This window comes from Streptomyces chilikensis, from assembly GCF_001642695.1.
Lineage (GTDB): Bacteria > Actinomycetota > Actinomycetes > Streptomycetales > Streptomycetaceae > Streptomyces > Streptomyces chilikensis.
In genome coordinates, this window is sequence record NZ_LWCC02000005.1 from 4,272,452 (window position 1) to 4,288,529 (window position 16,078).

The window sequence follows — 16,078 nt, forward strand, 5'->3', positions numbered from 1 at the left end:
CCATGGCTGAAGTTCTCGTCTACGTCGACCACGTCGACGGCGCCGTCCGCAAGCCCACCCTCGAGGTGCTGACGCTGGCCCGCCGCATCGGCGAGCCGGTCGCCGTCGCCCTCGGCGCCGGCGCCGCGGCCACCGCCGCCACGCTCGCCGAGCACGGCGCGGTGAAGGTCCTCACCTCCGAGGCCGCCGAGTTCGCCGACTACCTGGTCGTCCCGAAGGTCGACGCCCTCCAGGCCGCCTACGAGGCGGTCTCCCCGGCCGCCGTGCTGCTGCCGACCTCCGCCGACGCCAAGGAGATCGCGGCCCGCCTGGCGCTGCGCATCGGCTCCGGCATCATCACCGACGCCATCGACGTCGAGGCCGGCTCGGACGGCCCGGTCGCCACCCAGTCGGTGTTCGCCGCCTCCTTCACCACCAAGTCCGTCGTGTCCAAGGGCACCCCGGTCATCACGGTCAAGCCCAACTCGGCCCCGGTCGAGGCCGCCCCGGCCGCCGGCGCGGTCGAGGAGCTCTCGGTGAGCTTCTCCGCCCTCGCCACCGGCACCAAGGTCGTCTCCCGCACCCCGCGTGAGTCGACCGGCCGCCCCGAGCTGACCGAGGCCGCGATCGTGGTCTCCGGCGGCCGCGGTGTGAACGGCGCGGAGAACTTCGCGATCATCGAGGCGCTGGCCGACGAGCTCGGCGCCGCGGTGGGCGCGTCCCGTGCCGCCGTCGACGCCGGCTGGTACCCGCACACCAACCAGGTCGGCCAGACCGGCAAGTCGGTCTCGCCGCAGCTCTACATCGCCAACGGCATCTCCGGCGCCATCCAGCACCGTGCCGGCATGCAGACCTCGAAGACGATCGTGGCCGTCAACAAGGACGCCGAGGCCCCGATCTTCGAGCTCGCCGACTACGGCGTCGTCGGCGACCTCTTCCAGGTCGTCCCGCAGCTCACCGAGGAGATCAAGGCCCGCAAGGGCTGATCCCCGCACAGCGGCCCGAGGGGCCCGCGGCCGGTTCTCCGGCAGCGGGCCCCTCGCCGTGTGCGGCCGGGCGCTGTTGACCCCGTCCGCGGCCGGGCCGTAACCTCCCGCGCAGTTCAACGATCTGTTGACGTGCCGAAAGGGGCGCCCCGCATGAGCCAGGCCGTGCCGACCTCCCTGCCCGGCGCGGTCCACGACCGGCTGGACGCGCTGCTCGCCCCCGTCGACGCCGACCTGGCCCGCCGGTACCCCGGCGACCCCGGCACGCGTCAGCCCGTCCACACCGTGTACGTGCCCGCCGACCAGTTCACCGCCGGCACGCCCCGGGACTGGGGCGACCGGGCGCTCGCCGCACTCGACCGGCACGCCCCCGACGCCGGCGCCTTCGCCGCCGTGCTCGGCCTGCCCGCGGACCTCGCCGAGCCGGTGTACACCCGCGTCCGCGCCAAACTGGAACGCGAACCCGTCGAGGACCTCCGGATCGACTTCGAGGACGGCTACGGAACGCGCGCCGACGCGGAGGAGGACGAGCACGCCGCGCGCGCCGCGCGCCTGCTCGCCGAGGCCCGCGGGAACGGCTGCGCGCCGCCGTACGCCGGCATCCGGATGAAGTGCCTGGAGGCGCCGGTCCGCCGCCGCGGCGTGCGCACGCTCGACATCTTCCTCACCACCCTGCTCGGACACGGCCCGCTCCCCGACGGCCTGCTGCTCACCCTGCCCAAGGTGACCTCCGCCGAGCAGGTGAGCGCCATGGTCCGGCTGCTGGAGGAGTGCGAGAAGGCGCTCGGCCTGGAGCCCGGACGGCTCGGCTTCGAGATCCAGGTGGAGACCAGCCAGGCGATCCTGTCCGCGGACGGCACCGCCACCGTCGCCCGGATGGTCCACGCCGCCGAGGGCCGCGCCACGGGCCTGCACTACGGCACCTTCGACTACAGCGCCGCTCTCGGAGTCTCCGCCGCCCACCAGGCGAGCGACCATCCCGCCGCCGACCACGCCAAGGCGGTGATGCAGGTGGCCGCGGCCGGCACCGGCGTCCGGGTCAGCGACGGCTCCACCAACGTGCTCCCGGTCGGCGGGACCGAGCAGGTGCACGACGCGTGGCGGCTGCACCACCGGCTCACCCGCCGGGCCCTGGCCCGCGCCTACCACCAGGGCTGGGACATGCACCCCGGCCACCTGCCCACCCGGTACGCCGCCGTGTTCGCCTTCCACCTCGAGGGGTTCGGCCGGGCCGCCGACCGTCTCGCCCGCTACGCCGCCCGCACCGCCGGCGACGTGCTCGACGAGCCCGCCACCGCCCGCGCGCTGGCCGCCTTCCTGCTGCGGGGCCTCGACTGCGGGGCCCTCGAACCGGCCGAGGTGACGCGACGGACCGGGCTGACCCGCCGGCGGATCGAGGAGTACGCCCGGCCGGGATCGGTCCGCTGACCCGGCGTCAGCCGGCCGGCGGCAGCTCCCCGGATCCCCGCACCACGAGACGCGTGGGCAGCTCCACCACGGCAGGGGGCAGGTCCGTCCGCTCCAGCCGGTCGAACAGCCGGCGCGCCGCCACCCGGCCGAGCCCCGCCGCGTCCTGCGCCACCACGGTGACCGCGGGCCGCAGCAGGTCGGCCAGTTCGAAGTCGTCGAAGCCCACCAGGGCCACGGGGCGGTGCGGCTCCCGCTCGGCGAGCACCCGGACCACCGTCACCGTCACCCGGTTGTTCCCGGTCAGCAGGGCCGTCACCGGGTCGGGCCCGCCCAGCATCTCCTCGGCCGCCCGCCGCACCCGCTCCGGGGCGGTGCTCCCGAGCGACACCCAGCCCGGCCGCACCGGCAGCCCGGCCTCCTCCATCGCCGTGCGGTAACCGCGCAGGCGTTCCGCCGCCGTGTGGATCCGCGGGAGGTCACCGATGTAGCCGATCCGGCGGTGCCCGTGGGCGATCAGGTGCGCCACCCCCGACCGGGCCCCTCCGTGGTTGTCGGAGAGCACCGTGTCGGCCGCGATGCCGCGGGCCGGGCGGTCCACGAACACCGTGGCGATCCCGGCGTTCATCTCCGGCTCCAGGTAGCGGTGGTCCGGGCCCGCCGGAACCACCAGCAGGCCGTCCACCCGCCGCGAGCACAGGGCCAGCGCCAACTCCCGCTCGCGGCAGGGGTCGTGGGCGCTGGAGCCGTTGATCAGCAGGGTGTCGTGGGCCCGCGCCACCTCCTCCACCGCCCGGGACAGGGGACCGTAGAACGGGTCGGCCAGGTCCTCCAGGACCAGCCCCACGGTGGCGGTGCGGCCCTTGCGGAGCACCCGGGCGCTGTCGTTGCGCCGGAACCCGAGGGCGTCGATCGCCTCCTGCACCCGGCGACGGGTCTCCAAGGTGACCCCGGGCTCCCCGTTCACCACCCGGGAGACCGTCTTCAGTCCCACTCCCGCACGGCCGGCCACGTCCTTCATGGTGGGGCGGCTGCCGTAGCGGGGGGCGGGCGGACGGCCTTCGGTCAGGGTCACGGTGTGCTGGTCCTGTCCGTAGAGGGCGGATGCGCGGCGTGCGGCGACGAGCATAGAGTCTGGACATCGTTGTCAGGCAGGGAAACGGCAGGAAAACAAGGGGGGGACATGACGTCGACGGGTACCGCGCCCGCGCCGGCCGGCCTGGTGGCCGCGCTGGACATCGGCGGCACCAAGATCGCGGGCGCGCTGGTGGACGACGAGGGGCGGATCCGGCTGCGCGCCAGGCGGGCCACTCCCGCGGCGGAGGACGGCGGGAACGTGATGGCCGCGGTCGCCGAGGTGCTGGACGACCTCCGGTCCTCGCCGCTCTGGGCGGAGGTCCGGGGCGTCGGCATCGGCAGCGCGGGCCCGGTGGACCGGGCGGCGGGAGCCGTCTCGCCCGTCAACATCCCCGCCTGGCGCGGCTATCCGCTGCGCGAACGGGTCGGCGAACGGGTCGGCGGCCTGCCGGTGGAACTGATCGGCGACGGAGCCGCGATCGCCGCCGCGGAGCACTGGGTGGGCGCGGCCCGCGGCAGCTCCGACGCCCTGTGCATGGTGGTGTCCACCGGCGTGGGCGGCGGCCTGGTGCTCGGCGGACGGGTCCGGCAGGGGAGCACCGGCAACGCCGGGCACATCGGCCACATCAGTGTCGACCTCGACGGCGACCCCTGTCCCTGCGGCGCCCGCGGGTGCGTCGAGGGCCTGGCGCGGGGACCCGCGATAGCCCGGCGGGCGCTGGAGAACGGCTGGCGCCCGGACCCCGGCGCCGACGTCTCGGCCGTCGCGGTGGCCGCCGCCGCCCGGGCCGGCCACCCGGCCGCGGTGGCCTCCTTCGCCCGCGCCGGACGGGCCCTGGCCGCCTCGATCGCCGCGGTGGCCGCGCTGGTCGAGATCGAGGTCGCGGTGATCGGCGGGGGAGTGGCCGGGGCGGGCGAGGTCCTGTTCGCCCCGCTGCGGGAGGCGCTGCCGCAGTACGCGACGCTGTCCTTCACCCGCGGTCTGCGCGTCGTGCCGGCCCTGACCGGCCCGGACGCCGGCCTGATCGGCGCGGCGGCGGCGGCGCTGGGACGGCTGGAGGCGTGACCGGCGGCATCGGCGTGACCGGCGGGGGCGCCGGCCCGGCCGCCCGGTGCGGGATGCGTCACCCGATGTCGTTTTCGGATGCCTTCGCTTGACCCGTGGCGACCGGTTCCGACCGAGTTGCCGTCCTCCGGGCGTGTCGCGGTGACCGGCGAACCCGCTGCGCTGTTGTAGCGGCATGAAGAAGCGCAGCATGCTCGCCATCGCCTCCTTCGCCGCCGGGTGCGTCCTCGCGGCGGTCTCGCCCTCCCACGCGGAGGGCGAGGAGGCCGAACGCCCCGTCGAGGACGTGCGCGGCACGGTGGAGGAGCTCACCGGCGACGACGGCATCGCCCGCCACGAGGTCTTCGGACCGTCCGCCGACACCACCTTTCACGAGGGAGCCGCGTACCTCGAAGGACTGGAGACCCTGCGGGCCCTGGAGGCCCTCGAGACGCTGCCGGCCCCCGACGCGGGCCTGTGGCCCGCGGTCTGACGCCTCCCCGTGGTGCGGCGGTGCGGGCCACGGGCCCGCCCGCCGCCACCGTGATCCCTCCGTGCTCCCCCGTTGCCCCCTCATCTGCGGCTGGTTTCCGATGCAGCATGGGGCGGGCACGTCACAGTCGTCCGGAGAGGACGAGGATCCGGAGAAGAGGGGGAACAGTGATCGTCTGGATCAACGGCGCGTTCGGCGCGGGCAAGTCCAGCACCGCGAGAGAGCTGCTGGACCTGATGCCCGACAGCGCGCTCTTCGATCCCGAGGTGGTCGGCGGCGCGCTCACCCGCATGCTGCCACCCAAGCACCTCGCCGGGATCGACGATTACCAGGACCTGCCGATCTGGCGGCGGCTGGTGGTGGACACCGCGGCCGCGATGCTCTCGGAGCTGGGCGGCACCCTGGTCGTTCCCATGACCCTGCTGCGCCAGGAGTACCGCGACGAGATCTTCGGCGCTCTCGCCGCGCGCCGGATCACCGTCCGCCATGTGGTGCTCACTCCGGCGGAAACGATTCTCCGTCAGCGGATAGCGGACGCGGAGGCACCGGACGCACTGCCCGACGCACAGCGGCGTGTACGCCGGTGGCGCCAGGACCACATCGAGCCCTACCTGGCCGCGCTCGGCTCCTGGCTGGCCGCCGACGCCCATCCCGTGGACAACGGCCCGCTCACCCCCCAGCAGACCGCGGCCCGGATAGCGCGGGCGGTGGGCAGTGGGGAGGCCGCCGTCTGCGACATCGTGCAGACCCCCGAGCCGAGCGCCGAGACGGTGGCCTCCGGGGTCCTGCTCTTCGACCAGCAGGACCGCTTCCTGCTGGTCGACCCCACCTACAAGCCGGGGTGGGAGTTCCCCGGCGGGGTGGTCGAACGGGGCGAGGCGCCCGCGCGGGCGGGGGTGCGGGAGGTGGCCGAGGAGACCGGGCTGCGCCTGGGGGAGGAACCGCGGCTGCTGGTGGTCGACTGGGAGTCGCCGCGGCCCCCGGGATACGGCGGACTGCGGTTCCTGTTCGACGGCGGACGGCTGCGCGGCGACGACGCCGCCCGCGTGCTGCTGCCCGGTCCCGAACTGCGCGGCTGGCGGTTCGTCACCGAGGCGGAGGCCGCCGAACTGATGCCGCCGGTGCGGTTCCGCCGGCTCCAGTGGGCGCTGCGCGCGCGGGAACGGGGCGCGGCGATGTACCTGGAGGCGGGAGAGCCGGTGGGGTGACCCGCCGCCGTCACGGCGGGCCGGCCCACCGCGACGGCGTCCGCCGCGACGGGGCCGCCGAGGTGGGTCCGCCGCCCGCGGGGCGGGTCCGCCGCGCCGGGTCCGCGGGCGCCGCCGCCGCAGGCCCGGGTGACGGGCTGGGTGGCGCAGGCGCTGCGGGCCCGGGCGGCCGGCTCGCGCCGGGGCGTGCTCCAGGCCTGCCGGCGCGGACTGGACGTGCTCGACGAGCACCGGACCACGCTGGGCGCGCCGGAGTTGCGGGCCCGGGTGTCCGAGCAGGGCGCCGAGCTGGCGGCGCTGGCCCAGGAGGCGGCGCTGGCGTCCGGCGGTGCGCGGCGGCTGCTGGAGTGGAGCGAGCGGTGGCGGGCCGCCGCGCTCGCGGCGCCGGCCGCCCGGCCGCCCGAGGATCCGGGACTGCTGGCGGACCTGACGTCGTTCCGGGAGATCGCCTCCCGCGCCGAGGAGGCGCGCCGTGACGGGCGCCCGGTGCCCGCGCTGGAGCGGGAGCAGCGGCGTCTGGAGCGGGAGATCCGGGCACGGACCCTGCGGGCGCGGGGCGGCGGCGCGGGCGACGGCAGACGGCTGGACCCGGCGGCGCTGGTGGAGCGGCTGGAGCGCGACGGCGGACAGCTGGTGGAGCTGGTGGTGCTGGACGACCGGGTCCGGGTGCTGCTGTGCGGCGGCGGCCGGGTGCGGAGGTTCGCGGGCGGGCGGCTGTCGCGCGCGGTGGCGGAGGCGGAGCTGGTGCAGGCGGGGCTGCGGCGGCTGGCCCATCCCGGTGGGGCGGCCCGGCTGCCGCTGCTGGAGGCCGCCGGGCGGCGGCTGGAGGAGCTGCTGCTCGGGGAGGCGGCCGCGGAGCTCGGCCCGGGGCCGGTCGTGGTGGTGCCGCCGGGGAGGCTGCACCGGGTGCCGTGGGCGCTGCTGCCGTCGTTGCGGGAGCGGGTGGTGAGCGTCTCCCCGTCCGCGGGGACCTGGCTGCGCGCGCGGGAGACCGCGCCGCCGCCGACGGGCCGGCACGTCCTGGTGCGCGGGCCCGGGCTGGCGACGGGCGGCGCCGAGGTGCCGGAACTGACCGACCTGTACGGGCGGCTGACCCTGCTGGAGGGGGACGGGGCGCGGGCCGGGGCGGTGCTGCGCGCGCTGGACGGGGCGTCGCTGTCGCACATCGCCGCGCACGGCGTGTTCCGCGCCGACAACCCGCTCTTCTCGTCGCTGCGGCTGGCCGACGGGCCGTTGACCGTGCACGACTTCGAGCGGCTGGAGCGCAGCCCGTACCGGCTCATCCTGTCCAGCTGCGACACGGCGCGGCTGGCGCCGGTCGGCGCGGACGAACTGCTGGGCCTGGTGACGGCGTTGCTGCCGCTGGGCACGGCGGGCGTGGTGGCGAGCAGCGCCCCGGTGAACGACGCGGCGGTGGTTCCGCTGATGCTGGCGCTGCACAAGGGGCTGGCCTGCGGGCTGTCGCTGGCCGAGGCGCTGCGCGACGCCCGCGCGGCCCTTCCGGGTGACGCGGTGCACCAGGCCACCGGGTGGGCGTTCACCGCCTTCGGGGCCGCCTGAGGCGCGCGCCGTCAGCCTTCGGCCTGCGCCCGTGCCATGGCCAGCAGTGCCGCGTGGGTCTCGTGGTCGGCCGCGGCGACCAGGCCGTTGGCGCCGGTGTACGGGGGCAGGCCGTCGAGTCCGGTGACCACGCAGCCGGCGGCTTCGCAGAGGGCGATCCCGGCGGAGAAGTGCACGCTGTCGCGCAGGTCGCCGTCGGTGACGTACGCGGCCCGGCGGCCCGCGGCGACCCAGGCGACGGCCAGGGTGGTGGAGACGACGCGGGGCCGGAAGCGGGCGGTGAACGCCGGGTCGGTGAGCAGGCGGGCGGCCAGGAAACCGGGGGCGTTGGGGAACGGCGGGTCGAGGTTGAGGTCGACCAGGCGGGAGCGGGACGAGGGCGTCACATCGCTCTCCGTGCCGTCGCGGGCGAGGAGCCGGGCGCGGCCGGCGCCGGTCCGGTACACCTCGCCGGTGAAGGGGTCCGCCGTGGCGGCCGCGACCACCCGTCCGCCGTCGCGCAGCGCGACGTTCACGCCGACGAGCATGGTGTGCGCCGCGTAGTTGAGGGTGCCGCAGAGGGGGTCGACGAGCCACCGGCGCGCGGCCTGCGCCTCCCCGGTGGCGCCGCTCTCCTCACCGGTCACCGGGTCGTCGGGGCGCAGGGTCCGCAGCACGTCCAGAATGGCCTTCTCGGCGGCCAGGTCCGCCGCGGTGGCGAAGTCCCCGGCTCCCTTGTCGAAGCGTTCCGGCGTGCCGCCGTACATGTCGCGCACCACCGAGGCCCCCGCCCGCGCGGCGGCGACGGCCACCTGGGCGTCGGTCGGCCCACTCGTCGTCAGCATCCGGGGAGGATACGCCGCCGGCCGGTCACACGCTCGCGAAGGCGGAGACCAACGTGTCGGCGCGCAGCCGGAGTTCGCCGTCGGGAAGTCCGGTGACGGTGACCATCAGCACGTCGGTCCCCCGGGCGCGGGCGAGCGTGACCTCCAGCTCGGCACGGGTGCCGGCCAACGGGTAGGAGTACCAGCCGTCCGCGCGTCCGTCGTCGGTGTCCTCGGTGCCCGCCTCGACGGTCACCCAGTCCGTGCCGTCGAAGGCGTAGCCGGCGTAGTGGGAGAGCAACTGGAGGAAGGGCAGCAGGTTGTGGCTCCATATCCAGCCGCTGACCGGCTCGGCCATGTGCCCTCCCGCCGCGGGGGCCGGCCGGCGCGCCCGCCGCGGCCTCCGTCCCCGGAACCCACCTTGCCCGAAACGGCGGCCGTCCGCGAGCCTCCTCGCACGAGGAGCGAAAGGGCGTCCGGGCCCCGCCCGGTGAGCCGCGCCGTGAGGCGGTGGCGGCCGAAGCGGTGCGCGCCGGACCCGCGCGGAGGGGCCGCTCGGCGGCCGCACGCGAGCCGGTTGCGGAACTCCCGGGGCGGTGCGGCAGGATGAGGGCATGAGCGTCGTGAAGATCAACGTACTCAACGTGCCGGGCGAGCAGCGGGAGGTGCTGGAGAAGCGCTTCGCCTCCCGGGCGCACGCCGTGGAGAACTCCGACGGGTTCGAGTGGTTCGAACTGCTCCGTCCCGTCGAGGGCACCGACAACTACCTCGTCTACACCCGCTGGCGTGACGAGGAGTCGTTCCAGGCCTGGATGGAGGGCCCGATGAAGGCCGCCCACCAGGGGGGCGGCCAGGGCGAGGGCGGCGAGCGGCCGAAGCCGGCCGCGAGCGGGTCCACGCTGTGGTCGTTCGAGGTCGTGCAGCAGGCGGGACGGACCGGCGGACAGGACGTCTGAGGTACCGGTGCCCGGGGCCCCGGGGTTCCGGGGTTCCGGGGTTCCGGGCACCGGCGCCCCGGGCCGCCGTCCCGGCGAGGGGCGGCGGCCGATCGGGCGAATCGGGCGTGGGGGGTGGCGCGGGCCGCCGGTACGCCCGGTAGAGAGGGGCCATGCCGACGAAGAAGCTCAGCGTCAACCGTGCCGCCCTCGGCCACCGCATCAACTACGCGTTGCGGCATCCCGACCGGGTCCCGCGCCACCTCTCCCGTGCCGCCCGCGACCTGTGGCTGCGCAGCACGTCACCGGACCACGTGTCCTACTACCGCGCCGTCATGCGGTCCGACACCCGGGCCGACCCCGACGCGGCGGTGGGCAGCGGCAGCCGGGAGCGCTGGATGGCGCTGGGAGCCATGCAGTTCGACTACCTCGTCGGTCACGGGCTGCGCCCGGAGCACCGGATGCTCGACATCGGCTGCGGCAACCTGCGGGGCGGCTGGCGTTTCGTCCGGTACCTCGATCCCGGCCACTACTACGGCATCGACATCTCGCCCGACATCCTGTTCGCCGCGCAGGAGACGATCGTGCGGATGGACCTGCGGGACCGGCTGCCGGCCCTCACCCCGGTCCGCGACCTCTCGCTGCGCTTCCTGCCGGACGCGTACTTCGACGTGGTGCACGCGCACAGCGTCTTCTCGCACTCCCCGCTGCAGGTCATCGAGGAGTGCCTGTCCCACGTCGGCAGGGTGCTCGCCCCCGGCGGCTGGTTCGACTTCACCTTCGACCGCACGGAGGGCAAGGAGCACCACGTCCTGCGGGAGGACTTCTACTACCGCACGGAGACCCTGCTGGCCCTCGCGGAGAAGCACGGCCTGAAGGCGGACTTCATGGACGACTGGGAGCTCCTGCCGCACGGCCAGTCGAAGATCCGGGTCTTCCGGCAGTCGGAGCCGTTCGGCTGAAACCGGACCGGGCGGCCGGGACGTCCCTGTGACCGGGTCGAACACCGAGGAGGTGTCATGACGGTCACGGGAACGAACGGCGAGGTCACGGCAGTGGCGGCCGGGGCCGCGGGCAGTGCCCCGCTCGCTCCGGTTCCGTGGGAGCGGGTGCGGAGGTTCCGGCTCGGCACCGAGGAGCGCCCGGCACCCGGATGGCGCGGGCGACCGGTCAGGGGTCCGCTCGCGCTCCGGGTGCGGCAGGGCCGCGGGCGCGGCAGCCTCTTCCCGCCCTGCGCGTTCGTCCGCGTTCCGGCGGTCCCGGACGCGGCCGGCCGGCCCACCGCGGGCGCCGTCTGCGCGGACCCCGGTCTCACGCGGCCGATCTGCTCGCTCGACCTTCCGGTGCGGACCGGCCGCGAGCACCGCTGGACGGTCCGGGACGCCCGGGGCCGGGAGATCGGGACGATCCGCAGAGTGCCGGGCAGGTTCCTGCTGTACCCGCGCTCCTGGCGCTTCGAACAGCCCGGCAGGCCGGTGGTCACCGCTCGCACCGAGTGGCTGACCGCGAATCCGCTGCGGCTGCTGTGGAGACTGCTCGGCGGGTTCTGGGGCGTGGTCCTGGTGGTGCTCTCCTTCGCGCTGGGCGAGGGCGAGGCCGACCTGGACGACGAGGGTCCTCGCGTCCTCGTGTGGCGGACCGGCTTCCGGACGGTCGCGACCTCCCGGGGTTCCTGGAAGTTCCGCGTGCGGGCCGACTGGCTCGACCGGCGGCTCCTCTTCGCCTTCGCGGTGATCGGCGACCGGTGACCGCGACCGCGCGCGGGCAACGCGCGGCGCCGCCACCGCACCCGTCCCACCGGGGTCGGCGGGACCGTCCGGTTCGCCGTCCGGCGCCCACGCCGCGGGCCGCCAGGGAGGACCGGCGCGCGCGCCTCAGCGCGGCGCCCCGGCGGGGTCCTCCACGGGGATGTCGTCGGGCCGCAGCAGCCGCAGGTCGTCCAGGCCGGGCGCGGCCAGCGTGCCGATCCGCCGGGCCTGCCGTGTCATCATCGCCTCCACCAGCCGCCGCCCGGTGCGGGCGTTGCCGAAGTTGCGGTCCCGCGGGATCGCCGCCACGTACCGGCCGAGCGCCGCCACGGTCTCCGGCGGGCAGTCGTAGCCGGAGTCCGCGGCCTGCGTGGTGATGATCTCGACGAGTTCCTCGGTGGTGTAGTTCTCGAACTCCACGGTGCGGGTGAACCGCGAGGACAGGCCGGGGTTGGAGTCCAGGAACCGCTGCATCTCGGCGGTGTAGCCGGCCGCGATGACGACGATCTCGTCCCGGTGGTCCTCCATCAGCTTCAACAGCGTCTCCACCGCCTCACGGCCGAAGTCGCTCGTCGCGCCCTCGGGGGTGAGGGTGTACGCCTCGTCGATGAACAGCACGCCGCCCAGCGCCCGTTCGAAGACCTCCTTGGTGATCTGCGCGGTGTGGCCGACGTACCGGCCGACGAGGTCCGCGCGGGCCACCTCCACGAGCTGGCCCTTGGGCAGCACCCCCAGGGAGTGCAGCAGCTCCGCGTACAGGCGGGCGACGGTGGTCTTGCCGGTGCCGGGCGGGCCGGAGAAGACCAGGTGCTGACTGATCTTCGGCGTGGGCAGCCCGGCCGCGCGCCGCTGACGGGTCGTGGCCAGGAGGTTCACCAGGTCGGTCACCTCGCGCTTGACCGCGCCGAGGCCGACCATGGCCTCGAGCTTGGCGAGCAGTTCCTCGGAGCTGGTGGTCTCCTGCGCGGCGGCGCCCGCGTCGGTGCCGACGTCCTCGGGCAGCAACAGCGACAGGTCCGCCTCGGCCGGGTCCGCCATCGAACCGAGCCGGAACGCCTGCCGGTCCACCATCTCCTCGAACACCCTGCGCGCGGCGCGGCCGTTGCCGAACGTGGCGCCCCGCTCCATCTGTCCGTAGTGCCGGGCGAGCGCGTCCAGCGTGCGCGGGTCCAGCACGTAGTGGTGGGCCTCGCACATCCGCTCGGTGATCGTGACGAGCTCCTCCACCGAGTAGTTGGCGAACTCGATGGTGCGGGTGAAGCGCGAGGCCAGGCCCGGGTTGGAGTTGAGGAAGTCGGCCATCTCGTCGGTGTAGCCGGCGGCGATCACCACGACGTCGTCGCGGTGGTCCTCCATCAGCTTCAGCAGGGTGTCGATCGCCTCGCGGCCGAAGTCGGCGCCGCTGCCCTTGCCGTCCGAGAGCAGCGTGTACGCCTCGTCCAGGAACAGCACGCCGCCGAGCGCCTCGTTGAACGCCTCGGTCGTCTTGATCGCCGTACCGCCGATGACCTGGGCGACGAGGTCGGCCCGGGACACCTCGACCAGGTGCCCCGAGCGCAGCACGCCCAGGTCGGTGAGGATGCCGCCGTACAGGCGGGCGACGGTGGTCTTGCCGGTGCCGGGCGGACCGGAGAAGACCAGGTGGCGGCTCATCGGCGGCACCGGCATACCGAGCCGGGCGCGGCGCTGCGCCAGCTGGTTGAGGTTGACCAGGGTGCGGACCTGGTGCTTGACGTCGGCCAGGCCGATCAGTGACTCCAGCTCCTCCAGCGGACCGGACGGAGCCGCCTTCGCGGCGCGGCCCCTGCCGCCCGCGTCGCCCGCCGGCGCGGCGCCGGGGACCTCGGCGCCCCACACGTCGGGGGCGCCGTTGCCCGCGCTGGTCAGGTCCTCCACGGTGCACCGGTCACCGGCGCGGGTCTGCTTCAGTCCGGCGCCCCGGTTCTCCCGTACGGCACAGCCCGCCACGGTGACCGGCTCGGTGCTGTCGATGCGGATGCCGTCGCCGAGGCTGCCCGTGACCGTGCAGGCGTCGAGGGACAGCCGGGCCCCGTCGACGGCCATCACGCCGTGCGCCCCCGCGTCGCTGACCTCGGTGCGCAGCACGGAGAGTTCGCCGCCCTTGTCCACGGCGACGCCGGAGGCGCCCGAGCCGTGCACCCGGCCGTCGCGGACCGTCCCCCGGCCGTCGGCGCCGATCCGGATGCCGGCGTCGGCCGCGCCGCGCACGGTGGTGTCCCGCAGGTGCGGGTTGCCGCCGCCGGCGACCCGCACGCCGTCCGCCCCGGCGTCCACGATCTCGCAGTTCTCCAGCCGGCCGCGGCCGTCGTCCACGACCTCCACGCCGCACCCGCCGGGCGCGGTGATCCGGGCGCGGCGGACCAGCGGGTTGCCGCCGCCCCGGATGAGGACGGCGGTGCCGGCCGCGTCGGCTATCTCCAGCCGGTCGAACTCGGCGGCCGAGTCCTCCTCCAGCACCACGGCGCCCTTGGCGTCCGCGCAGTCGCGCACCGTGGTGTCGGTCAGGGTGGGCGTGCTGCTGCCGATCACGCGGATCGCCGGTCCGCCCGCGGTGTCGAACTCGCACTCCCGGAAGGTGCCGCGGGAGCGCTCGGTGACGGCCAGTCCGTTGCCCTTGGTGCGTGAGGTGCGGCAGCGCAGCACCTCCGGGTCGGCGCCGGTCGCCACCACGAAGCCGGGGCCGGAGGTGTCGGAGACCGTCACGTGCTCGACCACCGGACGCGAGTCGCTGGTGACGTAGACGCCGACGGCCGCGTCGTGGACGCGCACGCGCTGCACCCGGGTGCTGCTGCTGCCCTCCAGGGCGAGGGCGGGCTTCTCCGTGCCGGAGATGTCGCAGTCCTCGACGACGCCCCGGGCCTCGCCGTTGGCGAGCACGCCGTTGCCGCGGGCGTCGCGGATGCGGCAGTCCCGCACGGTGGTGCGGCCGCTGTCGCTGATCACGACGGCGGTGGTGCCCAGGTTCTCGAGCACGCAGTCGGCGATGACGCTGCCGGTGTCCGTGGTGTCCACGACGCCGGCGCCGACCGGGTTGCTGACCCGGCAGTCCCTCATGGCCAGGGAGCCCGACTCGCGGGCCAGCAGGGCGGTCCAGCCGGAGCCGACGACGGTGCAGCCGTCCATGGCGACCTGGCCGCGTGCCGCGTCGACGACCGGCACGTCCTCGGAACCGCCGCGCAGCGTCAGGTCGGTGAGCATGACCGCGTCGGCGACCAGGACGATCGCGCTGCCCCTGCGGGGGCAGATCTCGACGCTGCCGCGCTCGCCCTCGGCGACGATCGTCACCCGGGTGCGGACGGTCAGGTTCTCCGGGTAGCGGCCGGGCTTGACCCGGACGACCGCGCCGCTGCGCGCCTGAGCCAGGGCTTCACCGATGGTCCCGAAACTATCCGGCTGATCCGGGCAGACGGTGAGCAACTGCCGTGACAAGCTTGATCCTCCTCGTTCCGGCGCCGCGGTCGGCCCTGTGGGACGGCGGGACGCGCCGGATGCAGGCTACGTGAGAGGGACGGGCATCTTCCAGGCGGGTATGGGTAGTTCACGCTTGTTCACCTGGATGTTCCGCACCGTGGGGACCGTCGGTACCTCTCCCTGGGACACCATAGGATGCCCGCCATGCGACGCGACCCCACCTCCGGGCGTGCGGCCGCGGCCGCCCTGCTGGCCGCCGTACCCCTGCTCGCCGCCGGTGCGACACCCGCCGCGGCCGACCCCGGCCCGGTGGAGCTGCCGGTCGTCCGTACGGAACTGGCCCCGGACGAGGCGTGCGCCGAGGCGTCCGGCCGGACCGCGAGGAGCGAGCCGTGGACCACCCGTGCCCTCGGTCTGTCCCGCGCGTGGCAGCAGTCCCGGGGGGCCGGGGTGACCGTGGCGGTGGTGGACACCGGTGTCGGCACCTCGATCCCGGCCCTGTCCGGCCGGGTGGAGACGGCCGGGGGCGGGGGCGGCGACTGCGTCGGGCACGGCAGCTTCGCCGCCGGGCTGATCGCCGCGGCCCCGGCCGAGGGCGTGGGCGCCGTGGGCGTGGCCCCCGCGGCCAGGATCCTCGCGGTGCGGGCCACCCGGGAGCGCGGCGCGACCACCCCCGCCCTGCTCGCCGCCGGCATCAGGACGGCCGCCGGGGCCGGCGCGAAGGTCATCTACGTCGCGCGGGCGCTGCCGGCCGGCAAGGAGGAACTGACCGACGCGGTGGAGTACGCCACCGGCCGCGACGCCCTGGTGGTCGCCCCGTTCGCCCCGGACGCCCTGCCGAGGGACGCGGACGAGGAGGCCGCCCCGCACTGGTACTGGCCGGCCTCGGCACCGGGCGTCCTGGCCGTGATGGACTACGGCTCCGGTGGCGGCCGGCCCACCGGGGCGCCCACCGCCCTGTCGGCGGACCTCGCGGCCCCCGGCGTCGCGGTGGTCGGCAACGGGCCGGAGGGCACCGGGCACTACCTGGGGTCCGGGTCCTCCCTGGCGGCCGCGCACGTGGCCGGCGCGGCGGCACTCGTACGGGCCCGCCACCCCGGCCTGAGCGCGGCCGAGGTGTCGCGCCGGCTGACCGACACGGCGTACCCGGCCTCTCCCCCGCGCCTGGACGCCTACGCCGCCCTCACCGCCGTCCTGAGCGACACCGCCGGCACGGTGCCGCGGCCGCCCGCCGCCGAACTGCCCGCGGAGCCCTCGCGGACCCCCCGCACCCGTGCCGTGGTGGTCGCGTCGGTCGGCGGCGGGCTGGTCCTGCTGGTGGCGGCGGCCGCCGCGGTGATCCCGCGGGGCCGGGCACGACGGTGGCGGCCGGCGGACTGACGCGCCCGGCGCCCCGGCCCCGCCG

Annotated in this window: 13 protein-coding genes and 1 pseudogene; 10 read left to right on the forward strand and 4 right to left on the reverse strand. The window is 75.6% G+C overall.

Going from position 1 to position 16,078, the window contains the following annotated elements:
* Window positions 1-2 precede the first annotated feature (2 nt).
* Window positions 3-965, forward strand: a complete 963-nt coding sequence (locus A2U95_RS19180; RefSeq protein WP_166024176.1) for an electron transfer flavoprotein subunit alpha/FixB family protein — start codon at window positions 3-5, stop codon at window positions 963-965.
* A gap of 153 nt (window positions 966-1,118) precedes the next feature.
* On the forward strand, window positions 1,119-2,393 hold the full coding sequence (locus A2U95_RS19185) for a DUF6986 family protein (RefSeq protein WP_166024178.1): 1,275 nt from the start codon (window positions 1,119-1,121) through the stop codon (window positions 2,391-2,393).
* 7 nt (window positions 2,394-2,400) lie between these two features.
* Here A2U95_RS19185 and A2U95_RS19190 read toward each other — a convergent pair whose 3' ends face one another.
* Window positions 2,401-3,393, reverse strand: a complete 993-nt coding sequence (locus A2U95_RS19190) for a LacI family DNA-binding transcriptional regulator (protein WP_240957480.1) — start codon at window positions 3,391-3,393, stop codon at window positions 2,401-2,403.
* A 162-nt stretch (window positions 3,394-3,555) separates the two neighbouring features.
* Between A2U95_RS19190 and A2U95_RS19195 the strand changes: the two genes are divergently transcribed.
* The 4 genes and pseudogenes from A2U95_RS19195 to A2U95_RS19210 all read left to right on the forward strand — a co-directional run.
* The gene (locus A2U95_RS19195) at window positions 3,556-4,515 is read left to right on the forward strand and encodes an ROK family protein (RefSeq protein WP_166024182.1); all 960 of its coding nucleotides are present in this window, start codon (window positions 3,556-3,558) and stop codon (window positions 4,513-4,515) included.
* 175 nt (window positions 4,516-4,690) lie between these two features.
* Window positions 4,691-4,987 carry a hypothetical protein gene (locus tag A2U95_RS19200; RefSeq protein WP_166020158.1) on the forward strand — a complete coding sequence of 99 codons (297 nt, stop codon included), beginning with the start codon at window positions 4,691-4,693 and terminating at the stop codon, window positions 4,985-4,987.
* A gap of 167 nt (window positions 4,988-5,154) precedes the next feature.
* A complete protein-coding gene (locus A2U95_RS19205) occupies window positions 5,155-6,195 on the forward strand; it encodes an NUDIX hydrolase (protein ID WP_166024184.1) in 1,041 nt (346 codons plus the stop codon).
* Between the two features lie 105 nt (window positions 6,196-6,300).
* Window positions 6,301-7,755 (forward strand): annotated as a pseudogene (locus A2U95_RS19210) (CHAT domain-containing protein); the annotation flags it as partial.
* Window positions 7,756-7,766: 11 nt separating this feature from the next.
* On the opposite strand, the gene A2U95_RS19215 reads toward A2U95_RS19210, so the two are convergent.
* Window positions 7,767-8,579 carry an inositol monophosphatase family protein gene (locus A2U95_RS19215; protein ID WP_166024188.1) on the reverse strand — a complete coding sequence of 271 codons (813 nt, stop codon included), beginning with the start codon at window positions 8,577-8,579 and terminating at the stop codon, window positions 7,767-7,769.
* A gap of 25 nt (window positions 8,580-8,604) precedes the next feature.
* On the reverse strand, window positions 8,605-8,916 hold the full coding sequence (locus A2U95_RS19220; protein ID WP_166024190.1) for a hypothetical protein: 312 nt from the start codon (window positions 8,914-8,916) through the stop codon (window positions 8,605-8,607).
* Between the two features lie 256 nt (window positions 8,917-9,172).
* Between A2U95_RS19220 and A2U95_RS19225 the strand changes: the two genes are divergently transcribed.
* The 3 genes from A2U95_RS19225 to A2U95_RS19235 all read left to right on the forward strand — a co-directional run bounded on the left by A2U95_RS19225 (window position 9,173) and on the right by A2U95_RS19235 (window position 11,241).
* Complete coding sequence (locus tag A2U95_RS19225; protein ID WP_166024191.1) at window positions 9,173-9,514, forward strand: antibiotic biosynthesis monooxygenase family protein; 342 nt, start codon at window positions 9,173-9,175, stop codon at window positions 9,512-9,514.
* A 152-nt stretch (window positions 9,515-9,666) separates the two neighbouring features.
* On the forward strand, window positions 9,667-10,455 hold the full coding sequence (locus A2U95_RS19230; protein ID WP_166024193.1) for a class I SAM-dependent methyltransferase: 789 nt from the start codon (window positions 9,667-9,669) through the stop codon (window positions 10,453-10,455).
* A 57-nt stretch (window positions 10,456-10,512) separates the two neighbouring features.
* On the forward strand, window positions 10,513-11,241 hold the full coding sequence (locus tag A2U95_RS19235; RefSeq protein ID WP_166024195.1) for a hypothetical protein: 729 nt from the start codon (window positions 10,513-10,515) through the stop codon (window positions 11,239-11,241).
* 126 nt (window positions 11,242-11,367) lie between these two features.
* Here A2U95_RS19235 and A2U95_RS19240 read toward each other — a convergent pair whose 3' ends face one another.
* Window positions 11,368-14,691: a right-handed parallel beta-helix repeat-containing protein gene (locus A2U95_RS19240; RefSeq protein ID WP_166024197.1), complete on the reverse strand. Its 3,324-nt coding sequence runs from the start codon at window positions 14,689-14,691 to the stop codon at window positions 11,368-11,370.
* 186 nt (window positions 14,692-14,877) lie between these two features.
* Between A2U95_RS19240 and A2U95_RS19245 the strand changes: the two genes are divergently transcribed.
* Window positions 14,878-16,053: a S8 family serine peptidase gene (locus A2U95_RS19245; protein ID WP_240957364.1), complete on the forward strand. Its 1,176-nt coding sequence runs from the start codon at window positions 14,878-14,880 to the stop codon at window positions 16,051-16,053.
* Window positions 16,054-16,078: the final 25 nt, after the last annotated feature.